The following is a 13,019-nucleotide window of genomic DNA, read 5'->3' as shown; positions in this document are numbered from 1 at the left end:
GGCGCGCCGTCGGCCGGCCCGCCCGTGGCCATCCGGGCGGCGGCCGACGGCGCGCCGGTCGGCAATCCAGGGTCGGTGCCGGTGCGCCCGCTGGTGCCGGCCGCCACGGCCGCCGACGCCGCGCTGACCGGACCGTCGGTCGGCGTCCCCGCGAACGGCGGCGCGCGGTGCCCGGCCGGGCGGGGCTGCTCGATGAACGCGACGTGCCGCCACGAGTTCGCGGTCAGCGCGCCGGTGTTGTCGTACGACATGCCCAGCAGGTCCAGGCCGGAGCCGGGCACCCCGTTCCACTCCTTGCACGCGACCTCGCAGGCCTTGCAGCCGATGCAGACGCTGGTGTCGGTGAAGAACCCCATCCGCGGCGGCGCGGTCGACCAACCGGCGTCCGGCGCCGGGTCCAGCGGCCCGTACAGGCTGTTCGGGTCAGGAATCACCGCGCCCCTCCCCGTCGCTGTCGGTGGTGACCACCGGGGCGTTGCGGCCCGGGATGATCCCCGCTCGCCGCTGATACTCGGTCACCAGGTCGAGCAGCGCCGCCCCGGTGGGCCGGCGGCCGGGCCGGACGTCGCAGGTGCCGACCTTGCTCTCCTGGATCAGGACGTTGGGATCGAGGCTGATGCCGAACAGGTCGTTGGCCGAGTCACCGGTCACCAGACCCTCGAACCCGAAGTGGTACGGCAGCCACACCTGGTGGATGATCCGACCGTCCACCCGCAGCGGCGTGAGCCGATCGGTCACCAGCACCTTCGCCTCGATCACCGCACGGCCGCTGACCAGGTGCGCCCAGTCCAGGTGCGCCAGCCCACGTTCGGCCGCCAACTCCGGGGACACCTCGACGAACATCTCCGGTTGCAACTCCGCCAGCGGACGGACCGTCCGGCTCATCCCGCCGGCGGTGTGGTGCTCGGTGAGCCGGCTGACCGTGAACACGTACGGGAAGACCTGACTGTGCTCCTCGGGCGGGCTCGGGTTCACCGAGTTCACCGGGTGCGCGTACGTCTTGCGGGTCGGGTTGGCCTGCTGCCGGTACAGCGGGTTGCGCACCGGCGACTCGACCGGCTCGTAGTGGGTCGGCAGCGGCCCGTCCAGGACACCGCTCGGCGCGTACAGCCAGCCCTTACCGTCGCCCTGCATGATGAAGGGGTCGTCGCCGGCGATGCCCTCCGTGCCGGACGCGCCGTGCGGCGGCCGGTACGACGGCGGTTTGGTCTTCTCGAAGTCCGGCACGTCGTAGCCGGTCCACTCGCCCTTGTCCGGGTCCCACCAGACGTACCTCTTGCGCTCACTCCACGGATTACCGTCCGGGTCCGCGGACGCGCGGTTGTACAGGATCCGCCGGTTCGCCGGCCAGGCCCAACCCCACTCGGCCGCCACCCAGTCCTGCTCGTGCCGGGACTTGCGCCGGGCCGCCTGGTTGACGCCGTCGGCGTACACGCCGGTGTAGATCCAGCAGCCGATCGCGGTGGAGCCGTCCGCGCGGGCCTCGCCGAACGAGGACAGGGGGCGGCCGGTCGACACGTCGTACCCGTTGATCTCGCGCAGGACCGCCTCGGCGCTCGGCTCCGCGTGCGGGCCGTGCGTCGGGTAGTCCCAGGTGAGGTCGAGCAGCGCCCGGTCGCGCGGCAGGTCCGAGCCGGCCAGCTTCTCGCGCAGCTTGCGGCCCAGGTGGTAGAAGAACCACAGCTCGGAACGGGCGTCGCCTGGCGGCTCGACGGCCTTCTCCCGCCACTGCAACAGCCGCTGCGTCTGGGTGAAACTGCCCTCCTTCTCCACGTGCGAGGCGGCGGGCAGGAAGAACACCTCCGTACGGCACTCCTCGGGCACGATCTCGCCGGTGGCCACCTCGGGGCCGTTCTGCCAGAACGTGGCGCTCTCGATCATGAACAGGTCGCGGACCACCAGCCAGTCGAGGTTGGCCATGCCGAGGCGCTGCGCGCGGCCGTGTGCCGAGCCGACCGCCGGGTTCTGGCCCAGCAGGAAGTACCCCTTGATCTTCCCGTCGATCATGTTCAGCACCTGTTGGTAGGTGCCGTGATCGCCGGTCATCCGGGGAAGGTAGCCGTAGCAGTAGTCGTTCTCCGGCGTCGCCGCGTCCCCCCAGTACGCCTTCAGCAGACTGGCGGCGAACGCGCGGGCGTTGCCCCAGAAGCCCTTCTGCCCCGGATGCCGGATGCTGTCCACCCACTCGTCGAACGTGGGGTGGTCGGCGTGGTGCGGCATCGGCAGGTAACCGGGCAGCAGGTTGAACAGGGTCGGGATGTCCGTCGAGCCCTGGATGCTGGCGTGCCCGCGCAGCGCCATCACGCCGCCGCCCGGGCGACCCATGTTGCCCAGGAGCAGCTGGATGATCGCGCCCGTGCGGATGTACTGCACGCCCACGCTGTGCTGCGTCCAGCCCACCGAGTAGATCAGCATTCCGGTGCGTTCCCGACCGGAGTTCCGCGTCCAGGCCTCGGCCAGCTCCAGGAACTTCTCCTGCGGAATGCCGCACACCCGCTCGACCATCTCGGGCGTGTAGCGGGCAAAGTGTCGCTTGAGGATCTGGTAGACGCAGCGCGGATGCTGCAACGTCTCGTCACGGCGGGTCTGCCCGCCCACCTCCGCGCCGTGCGACTCGTGCCGCAGACCAGCGGCGGTGTCCCGCTCCTTCGCGGTGTGCCCGCTGCCGGACGAGTCCTCGTGCCCCTCGTACTGCCAGCTGTCCTGCACGTAGCTGCCCGTCTCAGGGTCGAAGCCGGAGAAGAAGCCGTCGCCGTCCTCGGTGTCGGCGAACTGCTCGCTGACGATCGTCGCCGCGTTGGTGTACGACAGCACGTACTCACGGAAGTCCAACTCGTTGTCCAGGATGTAGCGCACCACCCCACCGAGCAACGCGATGTCGGTGCCCGCCCGGATCGGCAGGTAGCTGTCCGCCACCGCGCTCGTGCGGGTGAACCGCGGGTCGACGTGGAAGACCTTCGCGCCACGGCGCTTGGCCTCCATCACCCACTGGAAGCCCACCGGGTGCGCCTCGGCCATGTTCGAGCCCTGGATCACGATGACGTCAGCGTTGGCGATGTCCTGCTGGAAGTCGGTGGCACCGCCACGACCGAAGCTGGCCCCCAGACCGGGGACGGTGGCGGAGTGTCAAATACGGGCCTGGTTCTCGATCTGGAGCGCCCCCATCGCGGTGAACAACTTCTTGATGAGGTAGTTCTCCTCGTTGTCCAGCGTCGCCCCACCCAGACTGGAGAAACCCAACGTCCGGTTGAGCGGCCGGCCCTGGCCGTCCACGTCCTCCCAGGTCTGCTCGCGGGCGGCGAGCATCCGGTCGGCGATCATGTCGAGCGCGGTGTCGAGCTCCAGATCCTCCCACTGCGTCGAGTACGGCCGACGGTAGCGGACCTTCGTCTGGCGCAACGGGCTGGTCACCAGGCTCTTGCTGGCCGCGCCCTTCGGGCAGAGCCGACCCCGTGAGATCGGGCTGTCCGGGTCACCCTCGATCTGGCTGACCTGCCCGTCCTTGACGTACACCCGCTGACCGCAACCCACCGCGCAGTACGGGCACACCGAGCGGGCCATGCTGTCGGCGTCCTCGGTGCGGGCGGTCAACTCCGCCGAGCGCACGGACTGCGCCGCGGCGCCCCGGCCCAGCGGGTCCGTGCCGGTGAGCTGCCGGTAGACCGGCCAACCCTCGATGAAGGTCCGCAGACCCATCCCCGACACCCCCCTCCCACGCGAGCGACCCCATGAACATAGGTCAACCGAGGCATGTTCGCGAACCGAGGAACCGGCAACCGGCACAGACAGCGCCGCCCCCGGCCGGTGGGCCGGGGGCGGCGCTGGTGTCGGTGTGCAGGTCGCCTCTCGGCGAGTGGCGCGACGCGGCTCCAGCCGAACGGTGTTCCGCGAAGGCAATATTAGGTGAGGCCCGGGGACACTGAGTCACACCGACACTGTCCACAACCAGCCGACGACCCGCGTCATTCCCGGGCCACCGGTGGTCGCGGTTGCAAGCCTATGACGTACGCCGCTGGCCGGCACCCCGAGATGGGATGCCGGCCAGTCGGTGTTCTGGTCTTCTGCTGTGGTGCGGTGGGTCAGCTGTTCCAGTACTGGTTGACCAGGTCGGTGGCCTGCTGCTCCCACTGGGCGTAGGCGTCCGGGTAGGCGGAGACCTGGACGGTCTGCGCGGCGTCGGTCAGCGCCATGTCCTGCCAGCCGTCGACCTGCTTGAGGCCCTTGAGGAACGCGGTGGTGGAGTACTCGGGGTCGGTGATCTGCTCCGGCGTGCCCCAACCACTGGAGGGGCGCTGCTGGAACAGGCCCAGCGAGTCGTGGTCGTTGCGGTCGCCGAGGTGGCCCAGGTTCTCCAGCTTCGACTCCTGCAGACTCGTGGCGATCGAGATCACCGCGGCCCGCTCGGGCAGGCCGGCCTTCTTCGTCGCGGCGATGATCGCCTTGACGTTCGCGGTCTGCTCATCGTTCAGGTCGATGTGCGACTGCGGGCCCTGCGCCTTGACCGTCTGCACCGCAACGGCGGCGGGCTTGCCCTCGACCGGGGCGGCGTGCGCGGCGATCGGACCGGCGAACACACCACCGGCGAACGCCAGACCAGCAACGGACAGCACGCTCTTACGAATGATCGTGTTCATGAGGGTTGGCTCCTTCGGGGGGTAGACACCTCACGCGCCTTGTTCGGGGGGAACGGCACGTGGGGTGCAAGCACCTCGTCCGGCGCTCTCCTACACGGGGGAAAAGTCTTAAGGTCAGCGGCCTACGGGCGCAGGGCTCGTGGCGCCGGGGTCCAGCGGCCGACAAGCGGAGGGCTCGTGGCGCCGAGTCCATGTGTAACGACCGCCGGGCCGGGGTCATTCCGGGATCGGCCCGTTCATCGGCACCCCCTGTGAGCGGGTGCTGGTGCGGTCGGTCGGGTCTGCAACGACCGCCGAGCCGAAGTCATTCCGGGATCGGCCCGTTCATCGGCACCCAATGGAAGCGGGGTGCTGGTGCGGTCGGTCAGGTCTGACCGCCGGGCCGGGGTCATTCCGGGATCGGCCCGTTCATCGGCACCTCGTGTGAGGGGATGCTGGTGCGGTCGGGGATCTGCAACGACCGCGGCCTGGCTGGCATTCCAAACCCGGGGGGCCCGGGGGTGCGGCGCCGTGGTCCTGCGATCGTCAGGGTGTGTAACGGCCCCGGACCCGCCACGATTCCACCGCACGGATGCACCCGGCCACAGGCCAGACCACCACAGACCGGACATTCGGGGACACGGACCCACCAGCCCGTCGCCAAATCGGCTGCTCCCGGGGTTGGTCAACTCCGTATCCCCGACATCGGGGCATCCCCGGCGCCCGGACACCGCGACATCGCCGATACAGAGTCGATCACCCCAGCCCAGGCCGACCGGGGCGAAGGTCGCCTGTCGACGCCATACCTCACAGGCATATTTATGACTCACAGGTATATCGCCAACGACAACACCAGCCCCCAACGGCAGACGAGCGACCACCGGCGAGTCGGCAACCCGCCCCCGGCGTCGGAGCACGCGACACCGCACCGCCGGCCGGTCCGGCAGTGCGCCGCCGGTCCGGCACGCCCCGGCGATTCGGTGTGTCAGCCCGTCGGGCGTCGTACCGCGCAAACCTCGCGAACCTCGCGCACCTGGGCGGCGGACCCGTACGGGAGAAACACGACCTGCCATGCCTCCAGACCAACTGGGCGGCCTCACTGCGGCCGGGCCACCGGCGCGGCCCGGCAGGCCTGGCAGGCCCGACGGCGGGCAGGGTGCCGACACGGGAGTGCGTCGGGGGCGACCCGCTGCCTGCCCGAGCCCGTCCCCGGGATCGGGCGGACGGCGACCACCGACGGGGTGGGGCCCGCCGTGCCCGGCGCAGGGATCAAGCCTGACCGCCCGGAGCCGGGCACGGCGGGCCCCACCCCACCCACGACGCAGCGCGACAAAAGCAGCGAAAGCAGCGCGACTTAAGAGGAACACGCAAAGCAGAACCGACCAACCACAGAACCGCCAAGCCAGACGCACCCGAAACATGCCGAGCCCGCAACAGCGGAGGGAACGTCGTGAGGGACACCAGCACCGACGAGCGTTACCCTGACACCATGCAGGCCGTCTCCCCCACCGCGACCGGCGTGGCCTTCCTGGCCCGCCCGGGTCGTCCTGCCGTGGTGGCGCGGACGCTCGTCGAGCTGGCGGGCCCCACCCGTGGCGTGGTGGAGCTACCTGTACGGCTGATGTGGAACGCCGAGCGCACCTTCGATCTCGGCGATCCCGACCAGCTGCTCTGGATGTACGAGAACGTGCTGCGGGAGACCACCAGCGCCGAAGATCTCCGCGTCCTGATCAACGGACGGACGCTGCGCCGGGTGTGGCGGCTGCTGAACCTGCCCCGCGGCGTACGCCAGGCGTGGGAGAGCCGGCACCGGGGCCTGCGCGCGGCGTGACCGCACCGCACCTGCACGAGTTCTACCGCGAGGTGGCGCGGGTGGCGCTCGCCGCGGCCGGGCCGCACCGGTTCGTGTTGGGCGGCGGGGTGGCCTGGGCCGCGCACGGGCTGGTCGCCCGCCCCACCGAGGACGTGGACCTCTTCGCCGACGTGGAGGGCGCCGCCGCGGCCGCGTCCGCCGGGGTACGCGTGGCGCTGGAGCGGGCCGGCTTCACGGTCACCGACGCCGACCCGGACAGCGACCTCGCCGACCTGTTCGACGGGTACGGGCGGGACATGAAGGACTTCGTGGTGAGCCGCGACGGGCGGCAGATCCGCCTCAGCCTGGCCCGGCTGGACCGGCAGCAGAGCCCGGTGGTGATGGACCTCGGCCCGGTGATGGACGTCCGTGACCTGGTCGCCAACAAGATCGCGGCGTTGGTCAACCGGCGGGAGGTTCGTGACTTCATCGACGTGGCGGCGGCTCTGGAGCACTACGACGTGACCGAGCTGTTGGTGCTGGCCCGGCAGGTCGACCCCGCACTGGACCCGGCGGATGTGCGGGCCGCCGGGCGGTACCTGGACCGGCTGCCCGACCAGCGCTTCGCCCGCTACGGCCTGGGCTCTCCCGACGTCGCCCGGGTTCGGGAGCGCCTGGCCACCTGGCCGCGCTGATCCGGTTCGCGACCGGTTCCGTCTGCGGCGGGATCAGCGGGGACGACGGGGCTGCCGTGGCAGGAGTGAGCTCTGGTGGTTATGGTGCGCGAGGCGCCCACGAGGCGCGTCCACCCCCATGGAAAGGCACGTCATGACCTCTCCCTCCGGCCCGTCGCGTCGCCAGGTGCTCGCCGCCGCGGCCGCGGCGGCGACCGCCCCGCTGATCGCCGCCGCGCCCGCGCAGGCGGCCGGCGCGGCCCGGTCACGCACCTGGGACCTCACCCTCCTGGGCACGTCGGACACCCACGGCAACGTCTACAACTGGGACTACTACCGGGACGCCGAGTACGACGACAGCAAGCAGAACGACATCGGCGTCGCGAAGCTGGCGACTCTGATCAACCAGATCCGTCGGGAGCGCCGCGGCAAGGCGACGCTGGTGCTCGACGCCGGCGACACCATCCAGGGCACTCCGCTGGCCACGTACTACGCCAAGCAGGAGCCGATCACCGCCACCGGGGAGAAGCACCCGATGGCTCGCGCCATGAACGTCATCGACTACGACGCGGTGACGCTGGGCAACCACGAGTTCAACTACGGGCTGCCGCTGCTGGACCTGTGGATCCGCCAGCTCGGGTTCCCGGCGCTCGCCGCGAACGCCGTCAACGCGAAGACCGGTAAGCCGGCCTTCCTGCCGTACGTCATCAAGAAGGTCTCCCTCGGTTTCGCCGCGCCGACCCTGCGGGTCGGCATCCTGGGGCTGACCAACCCCGGTGTGGCGATCTGGGACAAGGGCAACGTCGAGGGCAAGCTGCGCTTCGACGACATGATCGCGACCGCGGCGAAGTGGGTGCCGATCATGCGGGCCCGTGGCGCCGACCTCGTGCTGATCTCCGCGCACGGCGGCGACAGCGGCACCTCCAGCTACGGCCCGGAGCTGCCGAACGAGAACCCGGTGGCGCTGATCGCCCAGCAGGTGCCGGGGATCGACGCGATCCTCTTCGGTCACGCCCACAACGAGGTGGTCGAGCGGTTCGTCACCAACGAGCGGACCGGCGCGCAGGTGCTGCTGTCCGAGCCGTCGAAGTGGGGCCAGCGGCTCACCCGGATGGACTTCACCCTCACCCGCGAGCGCGGCCGGTGGACGATCACCAAGAAGGCCGCCAGCATGCTGAACACCAACACGGTGGTCGAGGACCCGAAGGTGCTCGCCGCCGTGCGGGCGCAACACCAGAAGACCATCGCGTACGTCAACCAGGTGGTCGCGCAGTCCACGGTGGAGTTGTCGGCGGCGGAGTCGCGCTACAAGGACACGCCGATCCTGGACTTCATCAACCACGTGCAGACCGAGGTGGTCGGCGCGGCGCTGGCCGGCACCGCGTACGCGGACCTGCCGGTGCTGTCGATCGCGGCGCCCTTCAGCCGGACCGCGGTCTTCCCCGCCGGCGACGTCAAGATCCGCGACGTGGCGGGGCTGTACGTGTACGACAACACCCTCGAGGCGGTCGTGCTCAGCGGCGCCGAGGTCCGCGCGTACCTGGAGTACTCGGCGAAGTATTTCCGCACCCTCGCGCCGGGCGCCCCGGTTGACCCGGAGCAGATCAGCGACCCGGCGGTGCCGGACTACAACTACGACGTCTTCTCCGGCCTGGACTACGACATCGACATCTCCAAGCCGGTCGGCCAGCGCATCACGCGGCTGGTGCTGCCGGGCACCGACACCCCGGTGGCGGACACCGCGCAGTTCGTGGTGGCGGTGAACAACTACCGGCGCAGCGGCGGCGGCAACTTCCCCGGCATCGTGAAGTCCCAGGTCTACAACGCGCAGCAGGAGATCCGCCAGCTGCTCATCGACTGGGCGCAGGCCAAGGGGACGATCGACCCGGCCGACTTCTTCCAGCCCAACTGGCGGCTGGTGCGCGAGGGCGTACCGGTCTTCTGACCGGGCGCGCCGGTCGGCGAACCGGTACGCACCGCGAGCGGGCCGTGGGTGGCGACACCCGCGGCCCGTTCCGCGTTCTCAGCCCTGCACGTTCCAGCGGATCGGGTCTTCGGCCCTCTCCGGGCGGTCGCGCGCCGGATCGGTCTCGGTCAGCTCGACGCGCTCCTCGGGGCGGACGGCGGGCGGCAGCTCCCCGAACCGGATGTGGCGCAGGAACTCGTACTCGTCATCGGTGAACGGCTGCTCGGCCATCGGCGCACCTCCTGCTCCCCCGTCATTGTGTGGCGGTCGGAGCGGCCCGCACCAGCAGTCCGGTCGGTGCGATTTCCCTGCCGTTCGGGTGCGGCCGTCACCACCTCTAAGGCATCCTAGGATCCTGGGTGAATGAGGGGCCGGCGGGGGGCGGGTAGCCGGTCCAGCACCGCGAGCGCCGCCCGGATGGACCGGCGCGCCAGCATCTCGTCGAAGCTCGCCCGGCCCTGACAGAACTGGACGAACATCCGCCACCCCGGCGGGGTCGCCAACAGGGCGTGGAACGCCTCCGGACGGCGGGTGAACAGGTCGAGCAGGCGGTACCCCGCCCGCATCGAGGGCACCAGGCGCTCGGCCACCGCCCGCTCGTACCCGGCCAGATCACCGTCGGCCACCGCCGCCCCGGCCAGCTCGCCGGAGCGCAGCGCGAAGCTGATGCCCTCCCGGCTCCACGGCTCCAGCAGCCCGGCCGCGTCCCCCACGACCAGCACCCGGCCGTGCCGCAACGGCGAATCATCGGTACGGCAGCGGGTCAGGTGCCCCGAGTCGTGCTCCGCCGGCAGCCCACTCAGGCCCAACCGGTCGACGAACCGCCGCAGGTAGTCCCGGGTGCCCTCCCCCGCGCCCCGACCCGCGATCACACCGACCGTCAACCGGTCGCCCTTTGGGAAAACCCAGGCGTACGAGCCCGGCATCGAGCCCCAGTCCAGCAGCAGCCGCCCCCGCCAACGCTCCTGCTCCACCGGGGGCACCGGCACCTCCAGCTCCAGCCCCAGATCCACCTGCCGGTACTGCACTCCCACATGCCGGGCGGTGACCCCCGAGGAGCCGTCCGCGCCGATCACCGCCCGAGCCGCGATCGTCGTACCGTCGGCCAGCCGCAGGCGTACCCCCTCCGGGTCCTGCTCGATGGCGCGGACCGCGGCCCGCTCCCGCACCTGGGCGCCGGCGGCGACCGCCGCCGCGCGCAGCCGGTCGTCGAACTCCTCGCGGCGCACCATGGTCACCACCGGACTGCCGTGCCGGCGGGTGAACTCACGGCGGCCGTCCCGGGTGAACGTCACCCGGGTCACCCGGTCGTGCGCGGGCACGTCGATCCGATCCCGTACGGCGGCCAGTGAGGTGCCGATCAGGCCACCGCCGCAGGTCTTGTAACGCGGATGCTCAGCCCGCTCGACAACCAGGGTGCGCACGCCGGCGCTGGCGGCGGCGTGTGCCGCGGAGAGGCCGGCGGGGCCGGCGCCGACGACGACGAGATCCCAGACGATCACGGGTGCAGCCTAGGGCACCACCCGTGAGCCGGGCCGACCGCCGCGCGTCCCGCGGGCCGCGCCGACCGCCCGATCGGGTGGGCATCTTCGGTCACGCAGGGGGTAACCGGCGCAACGCAACCGTCTGCGTAGAGGCGGACGAGCGAAGGAGGATGTCATGCAGCAGGTGCAACTGTCTGAGGTCGAGCAACGGGTGTACCAGGCGGTCACCGCACTCGAAGCGCGCGGCCAGGTGCCGTACCCGGACATGATCGCCGAAGAGTCCGGGCTGGCCCAGGAGCAGTTGGACGCGCCGCTGCACCTGCTCACCGAGAAGGGTCTGCTGCACCGCGAGGACTCACCCATGGCGGGCCTCGACTTCGGTCCCCGGTTCTGCGCCCGCCAGATGGCGTGACCCGCGGCGCGGCCCTCGACGGTTCGCCCCCCGGTGACCGGGGTAGCGGTCAGGGATGATGATCGACGGTCAACGGGGGGCACGATGACAGCGGCGCGCTCGCCGCAGCCGGTCGACGCGGCGGAGAACCGGCGACGCTGGCAGGCCGTCGGCGTCGGGCTGGTCGCCGCGTTCATGACGCTGCTGGACGTGAGCATCGTCAACGTCGCCGTCCCGTCCCTCGACCGCGCGCTGCACGCCTCCCCGAGCGACCTGCAGTGGGTCCTCTCGGGGTACGCGCTCACCTTCGGCCTGGTGCTGGTGCCGGCCGGCCGCTTCGGCGATGCCCGTGGCCGGCGCAACGCGTTCGTCTTCGGCATCGCGCTGTTCACCGTGACCAGCGCGCTCGCCGGTCTGGCCACCTCCCCGGCGTGGCTGGTCACCGCCCGCCTGCTTCAGGGCGCGGCCGCCGGCGTGGTCAACCCCCAGGTGATCGGGCTGATCCAGCAACTGTTCCGGGGGCCGGAACGGGCCCGCCCGTTCGGAGTGCTCGGCGCCACCATCGGCATCTCCACCGCCGTCGGTCCTTTGCTCGGCGGTCTGCTCATCGCGATCGGCGGCGAGGAGCACGGGTGGCGGTGGGTCTTCTTCGTCAACGTGCCGGTCGGCATCGTCGCGGCGATCCTCGGCTGGCGCCTGCTGCCCGGCCGCCCCGAGGGCCAGCCGGACCGGCGCCGACTCGACCCGGTCGGCGTACTGCTGCTCGGCGTGGGTGTGGTGCTGATCCTGTTGCCACTCGTGCAGGAGCAGCAGTGGCGGACCCCGTGGAAGTGGGCGCTCATCCCGGCCGGCCTGGCCGTGCTGGTCGCCTTCGGGCTCTGGGAGCGGTGGTACGCGCGGCACCGCGAACCGTTGTTCGACCTGCGGTTGTTCACCTTCCAGTCGTACACCCTGGGGTCGCTCATCGCGCTGGTCTACTTCGGCGGCTTCACCGCGATCTTCTTCATCTTCACCCTCTTTCTGCAGAACGGCCTCGGCTACAGCGCGCTCGTCGCCGGCCTCGCCATCACACCGTTCGCCCTCGGTTCCGCCGCAGCGTCCGCACTGGGTGGCCGCATCGTGAACCGCTTCGGCCGGCCGCTGGTCGCCATCGGCCTGCTCGGCGTGGTGATCGGGCTGGCCGCGACGGTGGTCGCGCTGCGCCTCGCGCCGGACGCTCCGGCGCCCTGGGTGACCGCCGGTCCGCTGCTCGTCGCGGGCATCGGCAGCGGCCTGGTGATCGCGCCCAACCAGACCCTCACGCTCGCCCAGGTGCCGGTACCCCAGGCGGGCAGCGGCGCCGGCATGCTCCAGACCGGTCAGCGGATCGGCGCCGCCGCCGGCATCGCCGCCGTCGGCTCGATGTTCTTCTCGTCGCTGGCCGACAACCGCGGCAACTGGACCACGGCCTTCGAAGCGTCACTCATCCTGGCCACCGGGATCATCGCGCTCGCGCTGATCGCCGCGCTGATCGACATCCTGCGCACACGCAACCACACCAAGGACTGACAACCCGAGAGGTACGCGAGCAGGAGCCCGATCGCGACGTGGACATGCCGCTGGCCGGCACCCCGAGATGGGGTGCCGGCCAGTCGTTGTTCTGGTGTTCTGGGTGTAGTGGTGGGTCAGCTGTTCCAGTGCTGGGCGACCAGGTCGGTGGCCTGCTGCTCCCACTGGGCGTAGGCATCCGGGTAGGCGGAGACCTGCACGGTCTGCGCGGCGTCGGTCAGCGCCATGTCCTGCCAGCCGTCGACCTGCTTGAGGCCCTTGAGGAACGCGGTGGTGGAGTACTCGGGGTCGGTGATCTGCTCCGGCGTACCCCAACCACTGGACGGGCGCTGCTGGAACAGGCCCAGCGAGTCGTGGTCGTTCATGTCGCCGAGGTGGCCCAGGTTCTCCAGCTTCGACTCCTGCAGGCTCGTGGCGATCGAGATCACCGCGGCCCGCTCGGGCAGGCCGGCCTTCTTCGTCGCGGCGATGATCGCCTTGACGTTGGCGGTCTGCTCGTCGTTGAGCTCGATGTGCGACTGCGCGCCCTGCGCCTTGACCGTCTGCACCGC

The 13,019-nt window shown here is 70.9% G+C and carries 10 protein-coding genes and 1 pseudogene; 5 read left to right on the top strand and 6 right to left on the bottom strand.

Going from position 1 to position 13,019, the window contains the following annotated elements:
- The 3 genes and pseudogenes from EAD98_RS27130 to EAD98_RS27115 form a co-directional block, all read right to left on the bottom strand.
- Positions 1–431: pseudogene (locus EAD98_RS27130) on the bottom strand (4Fe-4S ferredoxin); the annotation flags it as partial.
- Positions 424–3,696, bottom strand: coding sequence for a formate dehydrogenase (gene fdh, locus EAD98_RS27125; RefSeq protein WP_255421243.1), 3,273 nt, complete (start codon positions 3,694–3,696; stop codon positions 424–426). The pseudogene EAD98_RS27130 and the gene fdh, both read right to left, overlap by 8 nt.
- A 383-nt stretch (positions 3,697–4,079) precedes the next feature.
- Complete coding sequence (locus EAD98_RS27115; RefSeq protein WP_121656802.1) at positions 4,080–4,634, bottom strand: hypothetical protein; 555 nt, start codon at positions 4,632–4,634, stop codon at positions 4,080–4,082.
- A 1,468-nt stretch (positions 4,635–6,102) separates the two neighbouring features.
- Here EAD98_RS27115 and EAD98_RS27110 point away from each other — a divergent pair.
- The 3 genes from EAD98_RS27110 to EAD98_RS27100 all read left to right on the top strand — a co-directional run bounded on the left by EAD98_RS27110 (position 6,103) and on the right by EAD98_RS27100 (position 9,024).
- A complete protein-coding gene (locus tag EAD98_RS27110) occupies positions 6,103–6,444 on the top strand; it encodes a hypothetical protein (protein WP_121656804.1) in 342 nt (113 codons plus the stop codon).
- Positions 6,441–7,100: a nucleotidyl transferase AbiEii/AbiGii toxin family protein gene (locus EAD98_RS27105; protein ID WP_121656801.1), complete on the top strand. Its 660-nt coding sequence runs from the start codon at positions 6,441–6,443 to the stop codon at positions 7,098–7,100. Before EAD98_RS27110 ends, EAD98_RS27105 begins: the two co-directional genes overlap by 4 nt.
- A gap of 133 nt (positions 7,101–7,233) precedes the next feature.
- Positions 7,234–9,024 (top strand): bifunctional UDP-sugar hydrolase/5'-nucleotidase, encoded by a 1,791-nt coding sequence (locus EAD98_RS27100; RefSeq protein ID WP_121656800.1) that lies wholly within the window; start codon positions 7,234–7,236, stop codon positions 9,022–9,024.
- A 78-nt stretch (positions 9,025–9,102) separates the two neighbouring features.
- On the opposite strand, the gene EAD98_RS31360 is transcribed toward EAD98_RS27100, so the two are convergent.
- Both EAD98_RS31360 and EAD98_RS27095 read right to left on the bottom strand, forming a co-directional pair.
- Complete coding sequence (locus tag EAD98_RS31360; protein ID WP_199723574.1) at positions 9,103–9,276, bottom strand: hypothetical protein; 174 nt, start codon at positions 9,274–9,276, stop codon at positions 9,103–9,105.
- Positions 9,277–9,392: 116 nt separating this feature from the next.
- A complete protein-coding gene (locus tag EAD98_RS27095; protein ID WP_121656799.1) occupies positions 9,393–10,547 on the bottom strand; it encodes a geranylgeranyl reductase family protein in 1,155 nt (384 codons plus the stop codon).
- Positions 10,548–10,704: 157 nt separating this feature from the next.
- On the opposite strand from EAD98_RS27095, the gene EAD98_RS27090 reads away from it, so the two are divergent.
- Both EAD98_RS27090 and EAD98_RS27085 read left to right on the top strand, forming a co-directional pair.
- Positions 10,705–10,941, top strand: coding sequence for a hypothetical protein (locus EAD98_RS27090; protein ID WP_121656798.1), 237 nt, complete (start codon positions 10,705–10,707; stop codon positions 10,939–10,941).
- 84 nt (positions 10,942–11,025) lie between these two features.
- On the top strand, positions 11,026–12,468 hold the full coding sequence (locus EAD98_RS27085) for an MFS transporter (protein WP_121656797.1): 1,443 nt from the start codon (positions 11,026–11,028) through the stop codon (positions 12,466–12,468).
- A 116-nt stretch (positions 12,469–12,584) separates the two neighbouring features.
- Here the strand turns inward: EAD98_RS27085 and EAD98_RS27080 are convergent.
- The coding region (locus EAD98_RS27080; RefSeq protein WP_121656796.1) for a hypothetical protein at positions 12,585–13,019 on the bottom strand (435 nt) is incomplete at its 5' end.

The sequence above is a fragment of the Micromonospora sp. CV4 genome, assembly GCF_003667455.1.
In the GTDB taxonomy this organism is placed as follows: domain Bacteria; phylum Actinomycetota; class Actinomycetes; order Mycobacteriales; family Micromonosporaceae; genus Micromonospora.
The sequence above is the reverse complement of the archived record's forward strand: the minus strand, read 5'-3'. Positions and strand labels throughout refer to the sequence as shown.

Excerpts from the sequence above, each read along its gene's own strand:
- EAD98_RS27100 (WP_121656800.1), top strand. The coding sequence starts at position 7,234 with ATGACCTCTCCCTCCGGCCCGTCGCGTCGCCAGGTGCTCGCCGCCGCG.
- EAD98_RS27115 (WP_121656802.1), bottom strand. The coding sequence starts at position 4,634 with ATGAACACGATCATTCGTAAGAGCGTGCTGTCCGTTGCTGGTCTGGCG.
- EAD98_RS27085 (WP_121656797.1), top strand. The coding sequence starts at position 11,026 with ATGACAGCGGCGCGCTCGCCGCAGCCGGTCGACGCGGCGGAGAACCGG.
- EAD98_RS27090 (WP_121656798.1), top strand. The coding sequence starts at position 10,705 with ATGCAGCAGGTGCAACTGTCTGAGGTCGAGCAACGGGTGTACCAGGCG.
- EAD98_RS31360 (WP_199723574.1), bottom strand. The coding sequence starts at position 9,276 with ATGGCCGAGCAGCCGTTCACCGATGACGAGTACGAGTTCCTGCGCCAC.
- EAD98_RS27110 (WP_121656804.1), top strand. The coding sequence starts at position 6,103 with ATGCAGGCCGTCTCCCCCACCGCGACCGGCGTGGCCTTCCTGGCCCGC.